The organism is Paractinoplanes bogorensis (genome assembly GCF_018829635.1).
Lineage (GTDB): Bacteria > Actinomycetota > Actinomycetes > Mycobacteriales > Micromonosporaceae > Actinoplanes > Actinoplanes bogorensis.
This window is the reverse complement of the sequence record NZ_JAHKKG010000001.1, coordinates 559,320-577,522: the sequence shown is the minus strand read 5'-3', so window position 1 is coordinate 577,522 and position 18,203 is coordinate 559,320. Positions and strand designations below refer to the sequence as shown.

At 71.7% G+C, this 18,203-nt stretch carries 17 protein-coding genes and 1 pseudogene; 11 read left to right on the top strand and 7 right to left on the bottom strand.

The window, feature by feature from the left end; all coding sequences use genetic code 11:
* Window positions 1-50: 50 nt before the first annotated feature.
* Window positions 51-617, top strand: coding sequence for a TetR/AcrR family transcriptional regulator (locus tag KOI35_RS02800; protein WP_215784381.1), 567 nt, complete (start codon window positions 51-53; stop codon window positions 615-617).
* Between the two features lie 6 nt (window positions 618-623).
* Here the strand turns inward: KOI35_RS02800 and KOI35_RS02795 are convergent, their stop codons facing one another.
* Genes KOI35_RS02795 through KOI35_RS02780 form a run of 4 tightly spaced genes read right to left on the bottom strand, consistent with a single transcriptional unit; the run spans window position 624 to window position 7,015 of the window.
* Window positions 624-1,592: a hypothetical protein gene (locus tag KOI35_RS02795; RefSeq protein WP_215784380.1), complete on the bottom strand. Its 969-nt coding sequence runs from the start codon at window positions 1,590-1,592 to the stop codon at window positions 624-626.
* A complete protein-coding gene (locus KOI35_RS02790; protein WP_215784379.1) occupies window positions 1,589-4,075 on the bottom strand; it encodes an AAA family ATPase in 2,487 nt (828 codons plus the stop codon). The genes KOI35_RS02795 and KOI35_RS02790 overlap by 4 nt, the downstream gene beginning before the upstream one ends.
* Window positions 4,076-4,106: 31 nt before the next feature.
* Window positions 4,107-5,258 (bottom strand): exonuclease SbcCD subunit D, encoded by a 1,152-nt coding sequence (locus tag KOI35_RS02785; protein WP_215784378.1) that lies wholly within the window; start codon window positions 5,256-5,258, stop codon window positions 4,107-4,109.
* 20 nt (window positions 5,259-5,278) lie between these two features.
* The gene (locus KOI35_RS02780) at window positions 5,279-7,015 is read right to left on the bottom strand and encodes an ATP-binding protein (RefSeq protein ID WP_215784377.1); all 1,737 of its coding nucleotides are present in this window, start codon (window positions 7,013-7,015) and stop codon (window positions 5,279-5,281) included.
* Between the two features lie 193 nt (window positions 7,016-7,208).
* On the opposite strand from KOI35_RS02780, the gene KOI35_RS02775 reads away from it, so the two are divergent.
* Both KOI35_RS02775 and KOI35_RS02770 read left to right on the top strand, forming a co-directional pair.
* Entirely contained in the window at window positions 7,209-7,799 is a 591-nt protein-coding gene (locus KOI35_RS02775; protein WP_246612372.1) for an RNA polymerase sigma factor, read from the top strand.
* Window positions 7,792-8,733, top strand: coding sequence for a CU044_5270 family protein (locus KOI35_RS02770; RefSeq protein WP_215784376.1), 942 nt, complete (start codon window positions 7,792-7,794; stop codon window positions 8,731-8,733). Before KOI35_RS02775 ends, KOI35_RS02770 begins: the two co-directional genes overlap by 8 nt.
* Here the strand turns inward: KOI35_RS02770 and KOI35_RS02765 are convergent.
* On the bottom strand, window positions 8,721-9,428 hold the full coding sequence (locus tag KOI35_RS02765; RefSeq protein ID WP_438870576.1) for a pyrimidine reductase family protein: 708 nt from the start codon (window positions 9,426-9,428) through the stop codon (window positions 8,721-8,723). The two genes, KOI35_RS02770 and KOI35_RS02765, sit on opposite strands and share 13 nt — an antisense overlap.
* A gap of 244 nt (window positions 9,429-9,672) precedes the next feature.
* On the opposite strand from KOI35_RS02765, the gene KOI35_RS02760 reads away from it, so the two are divergent.
* Together KOI35_RS02760 and KOI35_RS02755 are read left to right on the top strand one after the other, a co-directional pair.
* Window positions 9,673-10,404: an ACT domain-containing protein gene (locus KOI35_RS02760; protein WP_215784374.1), complete on the top strand. Its 732-nt coding sequence runs from the start codon at window positions 9,673-9,675 to the stop codon at window positions 10,402-10,404.
* A gap of 109 nt (window positions 10,405-10,513) precedes the next feature.
* The gene (locus KOI35_RS02755; protein WP_215784373.1) at window positions 10,514-11,545 is read left to right on the top strand and encodes a GNAT family N-acetyltransferase; all 1,032 of its coding nucleotides are present in this window, start codon (window positions 10,514-10,516) and stop codon (window positions 11,543-11,545) included.
* On the opposite strand, the pseudogene bsaP reads toward KOI35_RS02755, so the two are convergent.
* Both bsaP and bioB read right to left on the bottom strand, forming a co-directional pair.
* Window positions 11,523-11,705 (bottom strand): annotated as a pseudogene (gene bsaP / locus KOI35_RS48730) (biotin synthase auxiliary protein BsaP); the annotation flags it as partial. The gene KOI35_RS02755 and the pseudogene bsaP sit on opposite strands and share 23 nt — an antisense overlap.
* Before the next feature lie 8 nt (window positions 11,706-11,713).
* Window positions 11,714-12,709, bottom strand: coding sequence for a biotin synthase BioB (gene bioB / locus KOI35_RS02750; protein ID WP_215784372.1), 996 nt, complete (start codon window positions 12,707-12,709; stop codon window positions 11,714-11,716).
* 106 nt (window positions 12,710-12,815) lie between these two features.
* Here bioB and KOI35_RS02745 point away from each other — a divergent pair, with 106 nt between their 5' ends.
* From KOI35_RS02745 to KOI35_RS02720, 6 genes are all read left to right on the top strand, one after another.
* Window positions 12,816-13,949, top strand: a complete 1,134-nt coding sequence (locus KOI35_RS02745) for an 8-amino-7-oxononanoate synthase (RefSeq protein WP_215784371.1) — start codon at window positions 12,816-12,818, stop codon at window positions 13,947-13,949.
* A 920-nt stretch (window positions 13,950-14,869) separates the two neighbouring features.
* Window positions 14,870-15,589 (top strand): dethiobiotin synthase, encoded by a 720-nt coding sequence (gene bioD, locus KOI35_RS02740; RefSeq protein ID WP_308120788.1) that lies wholly within the window; start codon window positions 14,870-14,872, stop codon window positions 15,587-15,589.
* Between the two features lie 477 nt (window positions 15,590-16,066).
* A complete protein-coding gene (locus KOI35_RS02735) occupies window positions 16,067-16,645 on the top strand; it encodes a GAF domain-containing protein (RefSeq protein WP_215784370.1) in 579 nt (192 codons plus the stop codon).
* 34 nt (window positions 16,646-16,679) lie between these two features.
* Entirely contained in the window at window positions 16,680-17,585 is a 906-nt protein-coding gene (locus KOI35_RS02730) for a diacylglycerol/lipid kinase family protein (protein ID WP_215784369.1), read from the top strand.
* Window positions 17,549-17,911 carry a winged helix-turn-helix domain-containing protein gene (locus tag KOI35_RS49285; protein ID WP_438870584.1) on the top strand — a complete coding sequence of 121 codons (363 nt, stop codon included), beginning with the start codon at window positions 17,549-17,551 and terminating at the stop codon, window positions 17,909-17,911. Before KOI35_RS02730 ends, KOI35_RS49285 begins: the two co-directional genes overlap by 37 nt.
* Entirely contained in the window at window positions 17,850-18,020 is a 171-nt protein-coding gene (locus KOI35_RS02720; protein WP_215784368.1) for a hypothetical protein, read from the top strand. Before KOI35_RS49285 ends, KOI35_RS02720 begins: the two co-directional genes overlap by 62 nt.
* The last annotated feature ends 183 nt before the right edge of the window (window positions 18,021-18,203 follow it).

Here is an 18,203-nt window from a genome sequence, read left to right as displayed (position 1 = left end):
CCCACTCTAATGGGCGAGCGCCCACTCGGCCATGTGCGAGGCTGGTGGACGTGCCGACCGGAGTGGCTCTTCAAGACGTACGCCGGCAGTTGTTCGACGCCGCCGAGCGGGTGCTCCTGCGCGCCGGGGCCAACGCGCTGACCAGCCGGGCCGTGACCGAGGAGGCCGGGGTGGCCAAGGGCGTGCTGCACCGTCACTTCGCCGACTTCGACGACTTCCTGGTCGAGCTGGTCCAGCGGCGCATCGCCGGGTTCGAGGCGTGGGGCGCCACCATGCGCGCCAACGCCGGCACGGGCGACGTGGCGGAAAATGTCGCCGACGCCTTCACCGGCATCCTCGACCCGGTCGGGCTCGGCCTGATCCGGCTGATCATCGCGCGCGACGAGCTGCGTGTCCGGCTGCGGGGCGAGCGCGACCACGGCATCCCCTACCTGGCCGAGGCGACCGAGATGATCGCCGCCTATCTCACCGCCGAGCGGGAGTGGTGCCGCCTGCCCGAGGAGACGGACGCCCGGATGCTCGCACTCACCCTGGTCGGCACGGCCCACTTGATCGTCAGCGAGGGCCGCCCGGTCGATCCCGGCGCCCTGCGAACGATCATCGGGATCGGACCGTAGCCCCGATCATCGGGATCGGACCGTAGCCTTCGTCAGCGCGCGGTGCAGCAACCGCGAGTCGCCCAGCATGCCGCGCAGACGGCGTTCCAGGCCGGCGATCGGCACCAGATTCTGCGGCGCCCGCGGATCCTTGTAGGCCGACGACGCGAACCGGGGCAGGGTCGCCTGGGACAGGTCGGCCAGCTCGATCGCCATCTCGGGGCTGAGGTCGGGCGAGCACTCCACTCGGACGATCCCCGACCACGGCGCCGACGACCCACCGGGCAGGCGCAGATACCAGGTCCAGCCGCCCCACGCCGTGCCCAGGTGGAAGACCGGGGTCCGCTGCCCGGCGGTCAACCGGGTCACGACCAGGTTGAGCACCGCCGGCAGGTAGAGCTTCTCCTGGGTCTTGATGAAACCGATCGTCCGCGGCAGCTGGCGCCGGGCGCGCAGCGGGCCGTCGACCACGAGCAGGTCGTAGCCCTCGGGGCCGTGGGCGCGGGCCTCGGACGAGATGAGGATCTCGAGCGCGGTCAGCGGCCGCTGCACCGCCACCGGCAGCTTGCTCGCCTCGCCCGGGCCCTCGATCCGGTGCACCTCGTAGCGCACCGGGCCGGCCAGCAGATCTTCCATCGACGGGCTGGCCGTGAACAGGCCGCGGCCCACCTTGGCCGTCACCAGTTCGGCGACGCCCCGGCCGAGGTCACAGCGGACCACCCCGGCCGCGAAGGAGGCGGCGAGTCCCGCGTACGAGGTCCCGTCGTCCTCGGCCGTGGACAGCCCGGCGTCGATGCGCCGTACGCCGTCGACCAGATAGACCACGTCGGGCGGCTGGACCGAGTCGGACACGTCGATCGGGGCCCACTCGGCGGCCGGCACCTCGACGTCGGTGTCGATCTGGGCGCTGCTGGTCGAGGCGGGGCCGTCGCCGGACCCACCGCCCTCGAAGGACGCCCCGTACGAGGGGTCCCACGGCTCGACGAAGACTCTCAAAGGCCCACCCTCGAAACGTGCGCGGTCCGCGCGTCCTTGTGCACCTCGAACCGCACCGGCACCCGCTCGGCCAAGGCGTTGACGTGGGTGACCACGCCGACCATCCGGTCGCCGCGCGCGGCCAGGTTTTCCAGCGTCGCCGCCACCACGTCGAGGGTGGCCGCGTCGAGCGTGCCGAAGCCCTCGTCGAGGACGATCGACTCGAGGCTGGCGGCCGTGGTCGACATGCCGGAAAGCTGCTCGGACAGGGCCAGCGCGAGGGCCAGCGACGCCTGGAACGTCTCGCCACCGGAGAGCGTGCGCACCCCGCGCCGTAGGCCGGCGTCGTGATGGTCGATCACGAAGAACTCGCCCTTGTCGTGGATCAGGTCGTACTGGCCGCCGGTGAGCTCGCGCAGGATCCGGGACGCGCCGTCGACGAGCAGGTCGAGCGCCTCCTCGAGCAGCCAGCGCTCGAAGTTGTTGGCCCGCAGGTGCCCGGCCAGCGCCTTGGCCACCCGCTGCTCCCGCTGCAGGGCCATCCGCTGCTCGGTGAGCTCGCCGACCTGATCGCGCCGGTCGGACAACCGCTTCCAGGCCGCCTCGGAGCGTTCCACGGCGACCGCCGCGGCCCGGATGATGGCCGAGTCGTCGGACGGCGGAACGGCCACCCCGGCGTCGTTGAACAACGCGGCGATCTCGCGGAGCACCACGGCGGTGGCGTCGTGCGCGGCGGCCACCGCATGCTCGGCCGCCGATCGGGCCGTGGCGCGCTCGGCCGCCATCTCGGACGCCCAGGTGACCAGAGCGGCCCAGGCGCCGGCGAGGTCGTCCCGATCGGCCGGCGGCGGCGAGAACCGGGCGACCTGATCCCGTACGGCGTCGAACTCCCGCCACGCGGTGCGCTGGCGCTCCTCGGCGGCGACCACCGCGGCCTGGGCCTGCCGATGCGCCGACCGGGCCGACCGCACGGCCGCGCCCGACCGGTCGAGCAGCTTCTGCAGCTTCTCGATCTCGGCCAGCTGACGGCGCAGGGCGTCGGCGCCGGGCGACTCGGCCACGGCGGTGCGCGCCTCGGCCATCCGGGTCAGGTGGTGCTCGTGCTGGGCGCGCTTGCGTTCCAGGTTGCTCTCCAGCTTGCGGGCCACGGCGTCGCGCTGCTGCCAGGCATTTTCGGCGACCTCGGCGGCGGCCCGGGCGGCCTTGCCGGTGGTCTCGGCGGCCCGCACGGCCGACCCCTCGGGAACCGGCGGCACGGTCGTCACGGTCTGCTCGCACACCGGGCAGTGGTCACCGGCCGACAGATGCTGACGCAGGGCGGACGCGCGGTCGATCCGCTGAGCCTCCACGTAGTCGAGCCGGGCCTGTTCGAGCAGCTGGGCCGCACCCAGGTGGGCGCTGTGAGCGATGTCGGCGCCGGCCGCGGCGTCCTTGTACTCCACCTCGGCCACCGACACCTCACCGGCGAACCACTCCTGCTGCCCGGCCAGCCGCTCCAGTTCGGCGTGCCGGTCGAGCATGAGGCTCAGCGATCCGGCGTCGCCGGCGGCCGCCAGCTCACCGCGGACCTTCTCCTCTTTCTCCTCCGCGCCGCGAACCTCGTCCGCCGCCTCGGTGGCACTCGCCCGGGCGGCCGCGGTCACGCCGGCGGTCTCCACGCTTCCCTTGGGCGTACGCACGGCGGAGAGCTGCCGCCACTCGGCGTCGAGCGCGTCGCGGGTGGTGGCCGCCTCGGCCTCGGCCGTCCGCCGGGCGCGCAGCCCCGGAACGGCCGCCTCGACCGCCGTGGTCAGCTCGCGCATGCGGGTGACGTGCTGCTCGGCCGCCTCGACGGCCTCGTCGGTGGCGTCGGTCAGTCCGGCCAGGCTCTGGTCGACGACGGCGAGCTTGCCCTCGGCCGTCTGCGAGCGACCGGTGGCCCGGGTCTGCACCTCTTCGTAGATGTGCAGGCCGAGCAGGTTGACCAGGATCTGCTGGCGGGTGGCCGGCTTGGCGTGCAGGAAGTCGGCGAACTGGCCCTGCGGCAGCACCACGCAGCTGGTGAACTGCTCGAACGGCAGGCCGACGGCGTCCAGGATCGCCTGGTCCATCTCGGCCGGGGTGCCGGCCAGCACATCGCCCAGGTCGTCGAGGTCCATGCCGGTGTCGAGCTTGGTGACGTCGAAGCCCGGCGGCATGAGCTGCAGCCCGGCGCCGGCCGTCTTGACGTTGCCGCGGCCGTCGCGCCGGACCACCCGGGTCGCGACGTAGCGCTCGTTGGCCGACTCGAAGACCAGGCGGACCCGGGCCTCGGTGGCCGACGGGGCGAGCGCGTTGACGATGCCGCGGCTGCCGCCCCAGCGCGGGACGGTGCCGTAGAGCGCGAAGGTGATCGCGTCGAGCACCGTCGACTTGCCCGAGCCGGTCGGCCCGACCAGCGCGAAGTAGTCGGCGTCGGTGAAGTCGACGGTGGTCTCGTCGCGGAAGACGGTGAACCCCGCCATGTCGAGTCGGATCGGCCTCATGATTCGTCTCCGCTTCGCTTGCTTCGCTCGCTCATGAGTGAGTGCTCACCTCGTCATAAAGCTCGTCGAAGAGTTCGCGGACGCCGTCCTCGGCGTTGTCGCGACTGTCCAGGTAGTCGCCGAAAAGCTGACGCGGCGTCCGTCCGGCCCGCTGTGCCATCCGCTCCCCCGCCCGTTGCGGCATCATCTCGGGGTCGACCCGCACCTCGAGGGCGTTGGGCAGCAACTCCTGCACGTCCTCGCGGAGGCCGACCCGTGGCTTCTCGCGCACCAGAACACGGAGCCAGGCCTCCGGAAGGTTCACTTTGGCGAGCTGTTCGAGGGTGCCGCGAACCGTCCGCAACGCGATCGCCCCGGTGATCGGCACGTCACGCACCCGGGCCGCCTTGTCCACGGCGACGTCGACGATCGCCACCGACGGCACGTTCTCTTCCTCGCCGAAGTCGATCGCGAGCGGGCTGCCGCTGTAGCGCGTCGGGCACGGCGAGATCACCTGCTGGGCCCGGTGCAGGTGGCCGAGCGCCACATAGTGCGCGTTCTGCGGAAAGACGGTGGCCGGCACCGCGTACCCCATGATGGTGTGCGCCTCGCGCTCGCCGCCGCCGGCCGACGCCCCGACGATGGTCAGGTGGGCGGTCAGCAGGTTGATCACGCCGGGCCGGGCGAACCCCTCGCTGAGCTTGGCGATCAGGCGGGCGATGTGGTCGGCGTAGGTCTGGGTCGCCTCGGCCGCGGTCAGCTCGTACATCTCGGCGGCCCGGATCGCGTACCGCTGGGACAGGAACGGCAGCGTCACCAGCTGCCATTTCTCGCCGCCCGCGGTCTCCCCGGTGATCAGCAACTCTTCGGCCTTTTCCCGTACGGCTCCACGCAGCGTGATGCCGGCCGCCTCCGCCCACGGTCGCAGGGCATCCAGCGCCGGACCGTTGTCGTGATTGCCGCCGATGGCCACGACCTGGGCGCCGGTGTTGCGCAAAGCGGTGAGAGCCCGGGTGACCACTCGCGTCGCGTCGGCCGTGGGGGCCGCGGTGTCGTAGAGGTCACCGGCGATGACGACCAGGTCGGGGCGCTCGGCCCGGGCCGTGTCGACCACCTGGGCCAGCACGCGGATGTGCTCCTCGTGCCGGTTGCGTCCCTTGAGGACCTTGCCGACGTGCCAGTCGGACGTGTGCAGGATGCGCATCGCAAAAACGCCTTAGGCTCTCAGAACGGGATGTCGTCGTCGGACGAACCGACCACGGCGAACGGATCGGCGCCCTGCACGATGGACTTCATCGTGTCGGACGGCGGTGGACCGGACTCGGATTTGCGGGTGGCCCAGGCCGGGAACGGGAACTCGACGCAGAGCGGCACCGGGATGTCGGGCTGGTTGACGAACATCGTGCCGGGCCGGGCCAGCAACGCACGCTGCCGCATGGCCGGGGGCAGGAAGCCGTACTCGGGTCGGGCCGCCTCGGCCGGGTCGAGCCGGCCGACCACCCGGATCGCCGAGTTGGTCACGATGCGCCGCTCGACCTCGCTCGCCGTCTGCTGGGCGCCGATCAGGATGACCCCGAGCGAGCGGCCGCGCTCGGCGATGTCGAGCAGCACCTCCTTGATCGGCGAGGTGCCCTCGCGCGGCGCGTACTTGTTGAGCTCGTCGAGCACGACGAAGAGCAGCGGACGACCGGTGCCGGCCTTCTCCTTCTCTTCGAACTCGGTCTTGAGCGTCACGCCGACCACGAACCGCTGCGCGCGGTCGGGCAGGTTGTGCAGGTCGACCACGGTGACCTGGGCCGACTCGGCGGTCTTGATCTGGTGCGGGCGGCGCTGGGCCAGGTCGCCGCGGATCAGCCGGGCCAGGTCGCGCTTGCTGCCGATCAGCCGGCGGGCGAACGCGTTGACCGTGCCCATGTTGACCGCGCTGCCGGCCCAGGTCGAGCGGGTCTCGTCGTCGGTGAGCTGTTCGACGATGTGGTCGACGAGGTCGCCGTAGGACCCCAGGCGCTTGCCGTCGATGCTGATGCCGCCCTCGGCCGGCACCGAGTAGCGGTGCAGGTGGGCGGTGACCGAGTGGACGACCATCGTGTATTGCTGGCGCTCGTCGTCGGCGTCGGCGAACACGTAGGGCAGCAGGCGCAGCGAGGCGAACTCCTCGAGCGTCCAGTAGAAGGTGTCGACCCCGGTCAGGCGGCTGCTGACGTCGGGGGCGCCGGACGAGTCGCCGGCCCGGGGCGGGGCATACACCCGTACGTCGGAAAAGGGGGTCGCCGGAAGCTCGAGCAGCTTGTAGCCGGCCCGTGTCGCCTCGTCGAGCTTGGTGTTGGGGTGGTCGAGGAAGAGGAGGTCTTCGCCCTTGACGTTGAAGATCAGCGCGCGGGCGTTGGCCCCGTCGGCGCCCAGCGCGCCCGACCGGAACACCGAGTAGAGCAGGAATGTCGCGAAGCTGGTCTTGGTGGCCACGCCGGAGATGCCGGAGATCGACACGTGGGCGCCGCGGGTGCCGTCGAGGAAGTCGGCGTTGAGGAACACCGGCACGCCGTCGCGGCCGGTGCCCATCGGGATGCGGCGCTCCATCCGGTCGAAGTGCAGCGCGGCGTCGCGGGCCTCGCCGGACGCGCGGTGCACGATCGCGCCGGGCGCGGGTGGCACGTAGAGCTCAGGGTCGACGCGCGTGGTGGTGATCTCGGCCGCCTCCTGCACCACGGCCGGCAGCGTGCCCTCGGCGATGGCGAACACGTCGGAGTCGAACTGGGCGCCCTCGTGCCGCGCCCGCACCTGGGTCACCACCCCGGCGATCGTCACCGGTTCGCGATCCGGCAAGTGACGCTGGGTGACCACGACATCGTCGAGCTGTAGATAACTGCCGTCGGCCACGGCCGTCCAGAACTGGAGCGGTGTCGCATCGGCAGTGCCTAGCACCCGCCCGACGGGGGAAGATTCGTCAGACACAGGGCTCATCGTGCACCAGGGGTACGACAGAACTCGCAGGCACCGTCGGTTGGCACGCGTTGTCCACAACTTCTGGTGTTCATACACAGAGTTATCCACAAGATCTTGGTTGAGCTGTGGAGGCGCGCGGAGAAACGAACCGATGTGAGCCGATCGGTCAAAGGCCGGGTGACAGAACTTCACCTCCCGAGAAAGGGCACGCATGAGGCCGATGCCCACGCGGGCCGTGCTCACCGACGGCGAGCTCATCGGAATGTCGGGCACGCAGCCCGAATCGTTCGGCGCGGTGTTCGATCGCCACGCCACGACGATCCACCGCTATCTGTCCCGGCGGGTCGGGGGCACGCTCGCCGACGATCTGACGGCCGAGACGTTTCTCACCGCCTTTCAAAACCGTTTCGCGTACGACGGGAGCCGGCCGGACGCGCTGCCCTGGCTCTACGGCATCGCGGCGAATCTGTTGCGTGGTCACCGGCGAACCGAGGTGCGGATGTACCGCGCTCTCGCCCGTACGGGAAAAGACCCTGCTCTCGCCTCTCATGACGACGTCGTGGCGGCTCAGGTCACCGCGAGCGAGCACGTCCGGGTCCTGGCCGGCGCCCTGGCCCGCCTCAGCCCCGGCGAACGCGACGTGCTGACCCTGATCAGCCAGGCCCAGCTCAGCTATCCCGAGGTGGCCGAGGCGCTGGGCATCCCGGTCGGCACCGTCCGCTCGCGACTGCACAGCGCCCGCAAACGCCTTCGCGCCGCCCTCCCCCACCTCGGCCTCTCGAACGGACTCGACGATGAATGACCTGGATCTGATGGAGAAGTTCCGCGCCGACGTGGCCCCGCCCGACCCGGCAGCCCTGGCCCGCGCCCGGGCCGGAATGTTCCGCGCGGAGCCGGCCCCGCGACGGCGGTGGGTCTGGCGGCTGGCCCCGGTCGCGGCGCTGGCGTCCGTCGTCGCGGCCGGAGTGACCGTGGTGGCGCTGCGTGGCCCAGACAGCCCGCCGCCCGCACCCGAAGCGGTCCGGGTGCTGCGCCTGGCCGCGGCCGAGGCCCGGCGCGACCCGGTCCTGCCGGCCCGCCCCGACCAGTACGTCTACATCGAGTCGCGGGTCGCCTGGGCCGGCGCCACGATGGTTTCTCCCGACAACGCCCAGTACATCCCGCCGGTCGAGAAGAACCGGCGCATCTGGCTGTCGGTCGACGGCACCCGCGACGGTCTCCTCGACGAGCAGGCCGTCCGGCCCTCCGAAGCCGGCCGCGACACGATCCACCGGAACACCCCGCTGCCGGTGCAGGGCACGCCGATCCCGGCCTACCTGCGGAACCTGCCGACCGAGGCGACCGCGATGCGCAACTGGCTGTACGCCGGCACCGGCGCCACGAAGGAGGGCGGCAACCCGCCCGACGTCACGGCGTTCGTCAAGGTCGGCGACACCCTCCGCGAGCAGTACGTCCCGCCGGCGTCGGCGGCCGCGCTGTTCGAGGCGGCGGCGACGATCCCCGGCACCACCGTGGTCAAGCAGCAGGTCGACCTGGCCGGTCGGCGCGGGATCGCGGTCTCCAAGGTGCACCACGCCACCCGGCACGACCTGATCTTCGACGCGCGGACCTACCGGTTCCTCGGCGAGCGGGAGGTCGCGCAGGAGGACGCGGCGCCGTTCCCGGCCGGTGCGGTGATCGGATGGACCGCCCAACTCCAGGTGGCGGTGGTCGACAAGGCCGGTCAGCGGCCCTGACGGACGTACCGGAGAAAAAGCATGTCCTCGAGCGTCAGCACGTGACGCAGGGTCATGCGTCGCGGGTCGGTGGCGGGCCCGGTCGAGATGCGGCCGGCCTCGCCACCGACCAGCAGTGGTGCGACGGTCAGGCACAGCTCGTCGACCAGATCGGCCGCGATCATCGAGCCGAACAGGGTCGGGCCGCCCTCACAGAGCAACTGGGTGGCGCCGCGCTCGTGCAGTGCTTCCACTCCGGCCGCGAGATCCACTTCGTCGTCACCGACCGCGATGAGGTCGGCGTGGTCCGGGGCCCGCGCGCCACGATGTGTCAGCACGATCGGGCGGATCGGCGCGTCGGAGAAGATCAGCTGGTCCCAGTCCAGATCCATCGACCGCGAGACGACCACCATGAGCGGATATTCGGGCAGGCCGTTGGCTCGGCGCCAGGCCCGCGCCTCGGGGGTCAGTCGTAACGCGTCGTAGTTCTCCGCCTTGACCGTGCCGGACGCCACGATCAGCGCGTCGCACACCATCCGCAGCGAGTCGAAGATCTCTTTGTCGCCGGGCCCGTGCAGGCCGCCGGAGAGCCCGTCGACGGTGACCGCGCCGTCGGCACCGGCGATGAAGTTCATCCGCAGGGTCGGTGCCGGATTACGCGGATAAAGCTCGATCAGGCCGTCCGCGGACGGCGGCCACGCGGGATAATTCGTCACGGGCCGGGCGGTCCGGTCACCGGCGGGGTCGGCTCGGGAGCGCGGTGCTGGCAGTCGCACCACGAACCGCCGCGGCAGTCGTCGTGCCGCCGATCCCGGCAGGCCTGGCAGATCACCCCACGACCCTACCGTGGGATTTGTCGGCGCGGACATGGCTCCGCAACCGGGGCGAAACGCCGAATTGGCAGGCTGGACGCCTACGGGGATGGCATCGCCGTGCCGTCCGCAGAACGGGAGGAGTCGCATGTTGCTGCGGGTTCGAGTCACTCTGCCCGACCGCCCCGGTGCCCTCGGACAGGTGGCTCGCACGCTGGGCGTCGCCGGGGCCGACATCGTGCAGGTGGTGGTGCTGGAACGACTCGGCGGCCGGGCCGTCGACGACTTCACCGTCGTGTGGCCGGGCGCCTCCCGCGTGGAACGGCTGCTGGCCGGCCTCGCCGCCATCCCCGGAGTGCAGGTCGACGGCGTCTGGAAGGCGATCGGCGCCCCCGTCTCGGGCGGCCACGACGCCGAGCTGCTGGCCCAGGTCGCGGCCAACCCGGCCGACGGTCTGGCCACCCTGGTCGACGCGGTGCCCGGGCTGCTCGCGGCCGACTGGGCCGCCGCCGCGATCGTGCCGGCCGACTGGGCCGCCCGCTCCGGTGCGCCCCGCCCGCTGCCCGCCGAGCCCGGTTTCAGCCTCGGCGCCGAGCCGACGGTGGCCTACGCGAGCTGGCGCGCGCCCTCCCCGCTGCTGCTCCCCGAGATCACCCCACTGCGGGCCCGCCCGATGATGGGCCCGGAGAACACCCGGTTCGCGATCGCCCCGTTCGGCCGGGCCGGGCTGGTGCTCGTGGTCGCCCGCTCCGACGAGGACGAGCTGCCCGCCGCCGCCTTCCACATCACCGAGGTCGACCGGGTGGCGCAGCTGGTCCGCGCGGCCGCGGTGATCCTGGGCGACCGGCTCGACACGGCCAGCGTCCCGTCCACGCTGTGATTGGTCTCTCGTAGAAACCGCAGCTCAAGCAATGTCGGCTTAACAGCCGCGGAGGAGGATTGGAACCGGTACAGATCGACCTCTGACTCGCCGGAAGGGAGTGCCGCACATGGCGCTGTGGCGGATCCGGGCAACGGTTGACGACCGGCCGGGCTATCTCTCCGTCCTGACCGCGAGCCTCGCGCTGCGGTCGGTCAACATTCTCGCCGTCCAGGTGCACACCACCGAGGCCGGCGCCGTCGACGACTTCCTGGTCGACGCGCCCGACTCGATGACCGAGGCCGAACTGCTCGCCGCGATCGCCAAGGGCCGCGGCCGCGACGCCTACGTGTCCCGCGCCGAGGCCCAGGGCCTGGTCGACCAGCCGACCCGGGCGCTCGCCCTGGCCGGCCGGCTCGTCCACGAGCCCGACGCGCTCGGCGAGGCGCTGGTCGCCCTGCTCGACGCGACCGAGGTGCGCTGGCGGCCGGAACCGCTGGCCGGCCGCCCCGGCTACGACGCGGGCCGGATGAGCCTGGCCGATCCGGCCGGTGGCTCGTTCGAGGTGCTGCGGCACATGCCGGCCTTCACCCCGGCCGAATACGCGCGGGCCCAGGCCCTGGTCGAGCTGTCCGGCGCGATGGCGCGCCGTCAGGACGAGCAGACCACGCTGCTGCTGCCCGACGGCGCCGAGCTGGTGATCCGGACCGCGACGATGGACGACCTCGAGGCCCTGCGCGGTCTGCACGATCGCAGCTCGACCGGTGTGCCGGGCCGCCGCGCCCCGAGCGACAGCCGGCTGGCCCGGCTGCTCGAACCGGCCGGCGCCGGGCGGACCCTGATCGCCCTGACCGGCGACCGGGTCGTCGCCATGGCCAACCTGCTCGCCGAGGGCGACCTGGCCGAGGTCGCGATCCTGGTCGACGACGACTGGCAGCGCCGCGGCATCGGCACCGCCCTGCTGCGCCGCATGCTGGCGCACGCCGAGCGGGTCCGCTTCGCGGCGGTGATCGCGCACACCGCGGCCGACAACGTGGCGATGCTGCGCACGCTGCGGCGGCTCGGCGCCGGTCCGGCCGACCGCGACGGCGCCATGGTCAGCGTCACCCTGCCGGTGCCGGGCGACCGCCCGGTGAACGTCAGAGTGACCGACCGCTCGTAGTCCCGTGTTCGACGCAGGTCGCCGTCCACCCGGTCGGCACGACCTGCACCTTCATGCGGCGCCGGCAGGCGGGGCAGAAGCGCGGCGGTTCGAGTTCACGCGCCGCCGCGCACGCCGAGTGGTCGCCCTCGGCGGCCGGTTCGCCGCACCGGTCGCAGTACTTCAGCATCAGATGGTCTCGGACAGAGCCTTGACCGGCATCTTCAAGTCCTGCAGCAGCTCGAGGTCGCTGGTCGCGGGGCGGCCCAGCGTCGTGAGGTAGTTGCCCACGATCACCGCGTTGATGCCGCCCAGCAGTCCGTCGCGGGTGCCCAGGTCGCCCAGGGTGATCTCGCGCCCGCCGGCGAACCGCAGGATCGTGCGCGGCATGGCCAAGCGGAACGCCGCGATGGCGCGCAACGCGTCTTTGCCCTCGACCACGGGCTGATCGCCCAGGGGCGTACCGGGACGGGGGTTGAGGAAGTTCATCGGCACCTCGTGCGGGTCGAGCTCGGCCAGCTGGGCCGCGAACTCGGCCCGCTGCTCGAGCGTCTCGCCCAGGCCCAGGATGCCGCCGCAGCAGACCTCCATGCCCGAGTCGCGCACCATCTTCAGCGTGCCCCAGCGCTCCTCCCACGTGTGCGTGGTCACCACGTTGGGGAAGTGCGACTGGCAGGTCTCGAGGTTGTGGTTGTAGCGGTGCACGCCCATGTCGACCAGGTCGTCGACCTGCTCCTGAGTGAGCATGCCGAGGCTGGCCGCGACCTGGATGTCGACCTCGGCCTTGATCGCCTTGACGCCCTCGCGCATCTGGTCCATCAGGCGCTTGTCCGGGCCCCGCACGGCGGCCACGATGCAGAACTCCGTCGCGCCGGTGGCGGCGGTCTGCTTGGCCGCTTCGACCAGGGACGGAATGTCCAGCCACACGGAGCGTACGGGGGAAGCGAAAAGCCCCGACTGCGAACAGAAATGGCAGTCCTCGGGGCAGCCGCCGGTCTTGAGCGACACGATGCCCTCGACCTCGACCTCGGGGCCGCACCACTTCATCCGCACGTCGTGGGCGATCTGGAGGAGCTCGGGGAGATCGTCGTCGGGCAGCCGCAACACTTCGAGGATCTGCGCCTCGTCGAGGCCGGCACCGTCGTTGAGCACCTGGGCACGGGCCCGGTCGAGGATCTCTGGCATGCCCGTACCCTACAAAACTTCGGGGTGGGGAAAACCGTCGGAGGCGGGTGATAGGTTCCCCTTCTCGTGATCGCTCGATGGGCGTTCTCGTGGTGTTGGAGGTGTCTTGTCCGGCTGGTTGGAGTCGTTGGAGGGCCTGGCCGCAAGCCGGTCCAAGGCCGGGCTGACCCGTCGGTTACGGCCGCGTCCGGCCGGCGACCCGGTGGTCGATCTGGCCGGGAACGACTATCTCGGCCTGGCCACCCACCCTGCGGTGATCGAGGCGAGCATCAAGAGCCTTCCCACGTACGGGCTGGGAGCGACCGGTTCCCGCCTGGTCCGCGGTTCCGCGGTGGCCCACGCCGAGCTCGAGTCCGATCTGGCCGGCTGGATCGGCGCGGAGTCGGCGCTGGTCTTCTCGTCGGGCTACCTGGCCAACCTCGCCGCCGTGCGCGGCCTCACAGCCGTGTGTGACCTGATCGTCTCCGACGCCTACAACCACGCCTCCCTGATCGACGGCTGCAAGATCTCCGGCACCCGCACGGTGATCGCCCCGCACAACTCGCCCGCCGACGTGGCCCGTCTGCTCGACGCCCATCCGGGCCGCGCCCTGGTGGTGACCGAGTCGGTGTTCTCGGTCGACGGCGATCTCGCCCCGCTGGCCGAGTTGCACGAGGTGACCTCGGCCCGCGGCGCCCTGCTGGTCGTCGACGACGCCCACGCCCTCGGCCTGCTCGGCCCGTCCGGCGCGGGCGGGGTCGCGGCCGCCGGCCTGGCCGGCCGCTCCGATGTGATCGTCACCGCCACCCTGTCCAAATCCCTGGGCGGCGCGGGCGGCGTCGTGGCCGGTCCGGCCCCCTTCATCCGCCACCTGATCGACACCGGCCGCACGTTCATCTACGACACCGCCCTGCCCCCCGCGGTGGCCGCCGGCGTGCACGAGGCGCTGCGCACAGCCCGCGCCGCCGACGACCGCCGCGCTCTGCTCGCGGCGCGCGGCGCCCTGACCGTGTCGCTTCTGGGTGCGGCCGGTTTCGCGGTGTCGCCGCCCGCCGCCGGGGTGCTGTCGGTGCTGGCACCCGGCCCCGAGGCCGCCGTGGCCTGGGCTTCCGACTGTTACGACCGGGGCGTGGCGGTGGGTTGCTTCCGGCCGCCGTCCACCCCCGACGGCAGTTCCCGGCTGCGCCTGACCCTCAACGCGGGCGTAACGGATGCCGACTTCGCCCGAGCCCTGGACGTCATCGTGGAGTGCGCCCCGTGACCACGCCGCACTTTCCCCGCCGCGACGCCGCCGCCGTCCACCTGGCCGACGTGCTGACCCGCCTACCCGCCGCGACGCTCATCCTGAGGGCGACTTCGAAGGGCTTCACGGCGTCCCGCCCGGTCGATCCGGCTGTGGTGCTGGCGCCGGTCGAACTCGAGGCCCTGGCCGTGCCGGCCTCCGCGGCGGCCACATCCGAGACCGAGGCCGCCGTCGTCGCAGTGCCCGGCCAGCGCACTGCCGACGCCACAGAACCCGACGCCACAACGCCCGACCCGGCCACATCCGGCCCCGCCACGCCCGGACACGCGACACCTGAGACCGCGACGCCCGGTCACGCCACGTCCGAGCTCGGGACGCCCAGCCCTGCCACATCCGAGCTCGGGACGCCCAGCCCCGCCACACCCGGTCACGCCCCGCACGACCTCGGAACGCCCGGCGACGCGACGCACGGCCCCGCCACGTCTGGTTATGCCGCAGTCGGCTCCACGACGCCTGGCGCCGACTTGACCGAGTACGTCGTGACCGGTCCCGCGACGCCCGGCGCCGGGCCTGCGGCCACTGCGCTGCCTGTCGAACCGGCATCTCCCGAGACGTCGCCTTCCGCGCCTGGTTTACCGACGCCCGTGTCGCCCGCACCCGGCCTGCCGACGCCCGTGTCCCCGGCACCCGACCCGTCGGCGCCCGTGTCGCCTGCGCCGGGCCTGCCTGCACCCGTGTCCCCAGCGCCCGGTCTTCCGACCCCGGTGTCTCCGGCGCCTGTCTCGCCCTCGCCCGGGCACGGGCTGCCCGACGCGTCGGCGGGACCGCGTCCGCCCGTCGAGTCGATCGGGGACGAGGTGGCGGCCGAGCTTGCCGCTCAGGCGCCTCCGGCTGCTCAACCCGCACCCAGGCGCCCCGAGACCGGCGAGTGGCGAGGCATCGTGCTCGTCACCGGCACCGACACCGACGTCGGCAAGACGATCGTCACCGCCGCCGTGGCCGCTGCGGCCCAGCAGTCGGGCCTGCGCGTCGCCGTGATCAAGCCCGGCCAGACCGGCACCGTCACCGGCGCGCCCACCGACATCGAGACGATCACCCGGCTGGCCGCTCCCGACACCACTCTGACGCTGGCCGAATACCCCGAGCCGATGGCCCCGCTGGCGGCCGCCACGGTTGCTTCGATGCCGCCGCTGGAGCTCTACGAGGTCGTCGACGCCATCCGGGCCGAGGCCGACAAGCACGACCTGGTGCTGGTCGAGGGTGCGGGCGGGCTGCTGGTCCCGATGGGCGTGCGACCTTCGGGCGAGTCGTGGACCGTGGCCGACCTGGCCACCACCCTCGGCGTCAGCACCATCGTGGTGGCCCGGGCCGGCCTGGGCACCCTCAACCACACCGCGCTGACCCTGGAGGCGCTGGCCCGTCGCGGCGTCCCGGCCGGCGTCGTCATCGGCGCCTGGCCCGCCGACCCCGACCTGGTGCACTGGGCCAACTTGAGCGAACTGGTCCCGCACATGATCGGCGCACTCCCCGAGGGCGCCGGCTCGATGGACCCGGGCGTCTTCCGCCGTTCCGCGCCGGGCTGGCTGACCCCGGGCCTCTACGGCGTCCTCGACAACTGGCGAACCTGGGCCGAAGAATTCGGCGACGGCCACCACTGACCTCGCGTCGCCGACGTACTACGCGAACGAGAATCAGCCCTCGCGCACAGCAAACCGCCCGCCCACACACGGAAGCGTGCCCGGGCCGCGAGTCGACCGGGCTGGAAGCACCGAGCAGGTCCACGCATCGGGAGCACGCTGAGCCGACCGCGAACCGTTGCGCGTCGCTAGGTGGCCGGGACGCGCACCCGCGACTTGGATCAGTTGGTGGTGCGGTTGGGTGCGCGTGTCGGCGTACGGGGAAACGGTCTTGCTCGGACTGCCGAGTGGGTGGAAGCGGGTTACCGTGAAACGGGTGGTGACCGACTGGTTGTGCGACTTCGAGCGTGAATACTTCACCGGGAGCTCAATTCGCCCATCGAGAGCATTGCCGGACAGCGATGCCGTTTCTAGGCTCTTGAGTCACTGAGGCCTACCGTGACCCGCCAGTCACTGCCGGTTGGTCGTTGATGCCACTTGTTAGGGGGATCACCGGACATGACTAACAGCAATCCTGTGTCGTCGAACGCGTACGAGTATCTGGACACCGTGGGCCCGGAGGAGCAGGCGCGTCTCGCCGCCGTCCGCCGGTATCGGCTGGTCGATCAGCCGGTCGAGGATGCGTACGACCGGATCGCCTTCGTCGCCGGGGCTATTTTCGACACTCCGATCGCGACCGTGTCGCTGGTCGAGCAGGATCGGGTCTGGCTCGCCGCGTGTCAGGGGCTCAGCGGCATCCGCGAGGTGGGCAAGGAACCGGGCCTGTGTGCGTCGGTCATCGCTCAGGACGATGTTTACGTGATCAATAATGCGGCGGTCGATCCCCGGACGCTCGAGCACCCGCTGGTCCGCGGCGAGCTGGGGCTGCGCTTCTACGCGGCGGCGCCGATCCGGACGCACGACGGCTACCGGCTGGGCACCGTCAACGTGATCGACAACCGGCCCCGCGACGCCTCGAAGCGGCAGCTCACCGCCCTGGAACATCTGGCCTCGATGGTGTCCGACGAGCTGGAGCTGCGCCTCATGGTGATCCGCAGCGCGGCCGCCGAGCAGCGCATGCGCGAGACGGTCAGCTGACTACTTTCCGGGCGCATCGGGTACGCCTCTCGCCATGCGTACCCCCCGCACCATCGCCGTAGTCGCCCATCAGAAGAAGACGCTGGGCGGCGGCCTGGACGAACTGCGCCGCCGCCTCACCGACGCCGGGATCGACGACCTGCTCTGGCATGAGGTGCCCAAGAGCAAGTTCGCGCCGGCGGCCGTACGCAAGGTGCTCAAGTCCAAGGTCGACCGCCTGATCGTCTGGGGCGGCGACGGGATGGTGCAGCGGACGCTCGACGTCGTGGCGGGCACGTCGGTGCCGGTGGGGATCATCCCCGCCGGCACGGGCAATCTGCTGGCCACCAACCTGGGCATTCCGCACGACCTGGCCGAGGCCGTCGAGATCGCGCTGCACGGCACGCCGCACCGGATCGATCTGGGCCGGTTCGAGGGCGAGCACTTCGGCGTGATGGCGGGTGTCGGCTTCGACGGCGCGATGATCAGTGACGCCGACCGGAACCTGAAGGACCGGCTGGGCAAGCTCGCGTACGTGTGGGCGGGTGTCCGGCACATCAACGAGTCGCCGGCCACTGTCACCATCAAGATCGACGGTACGAAGTGGTTCGACGACGAGGCCAGCTGCGTCCTGATCGGCAACGTCGGCACGATCACGGGCGGGATCCGGGCCTTCGACGACGCGAAGCCGGACGACGGCTGGCTCGACGTCGGCGTCGCCACCGCGCACGGCGCCCTGGAGTGGGCCCGGGCGCTCGGCACGATGGCCGTCGGACGCAGCGACAGCTCCCCGTTCGTCCGCACCACGCGCGCTCGCCGGGTCGACGTGAAGCTCGATTCCAAGATGGAGTACGAGCTGGACGGGGGCGCCCGCGCCAAGACGAAGTCGTTCTCGGCCAAGGTGGCGCCCGGTGCCGTCAAGATCTGCGTGCCTGCAGCAAAGGTTCCTTTGCAAAGATAGCTGCCCACCCCCTGCGAGTGCGTCTGCTCAACCTGCTGCGGGAACGCGGCCCTTCCACCGCGAGCAAGTTGGCCGAACTCCTGGGTCAGTCGAGCGGCGCCACCAGCTATCACCTGCGTCAGCTGGCCGCGTACGGCTTCGTCGAGGACGCGGGCTGCGGCACCGGCCGGGAACGCTGGTGGCAGGCCACCTCCGCCCGCACCGACCTGGACGCCGCAACCGCCCTTCCAGCGTGTCGAGGCAACCATCGGGAACCTCCCGGCGATGGCCGAGCCCTGGCAGGACGCGTTCTTCCTCGGCACCGAGCAGCCGCTGCTCTCCGCTGACCAGGCCGTCGAACTACGCGGTCGCATCAAGGCCGTGGTCGACGAATACGCGGCCGCGGCTCCGCCCGACGCCGCCCGGGTCAGCGTGCAGTGGCAGATCCTGCCGTGAGACCCCTCGCCGCGCCGTTCCCCGCCCTGGCCCGTCTGCGCCGCGCAGTCGGATAGACGACAGCGCTCTTCGTCCCACCGAGCCACCGCGATGCCGGTTCATGCCCGCATATCCCCTGGATTGAGCGGGTTTGCCGCCCGCACACTGGCCTTCACATCCGCACCGCTACGCATCTCCAGGGGG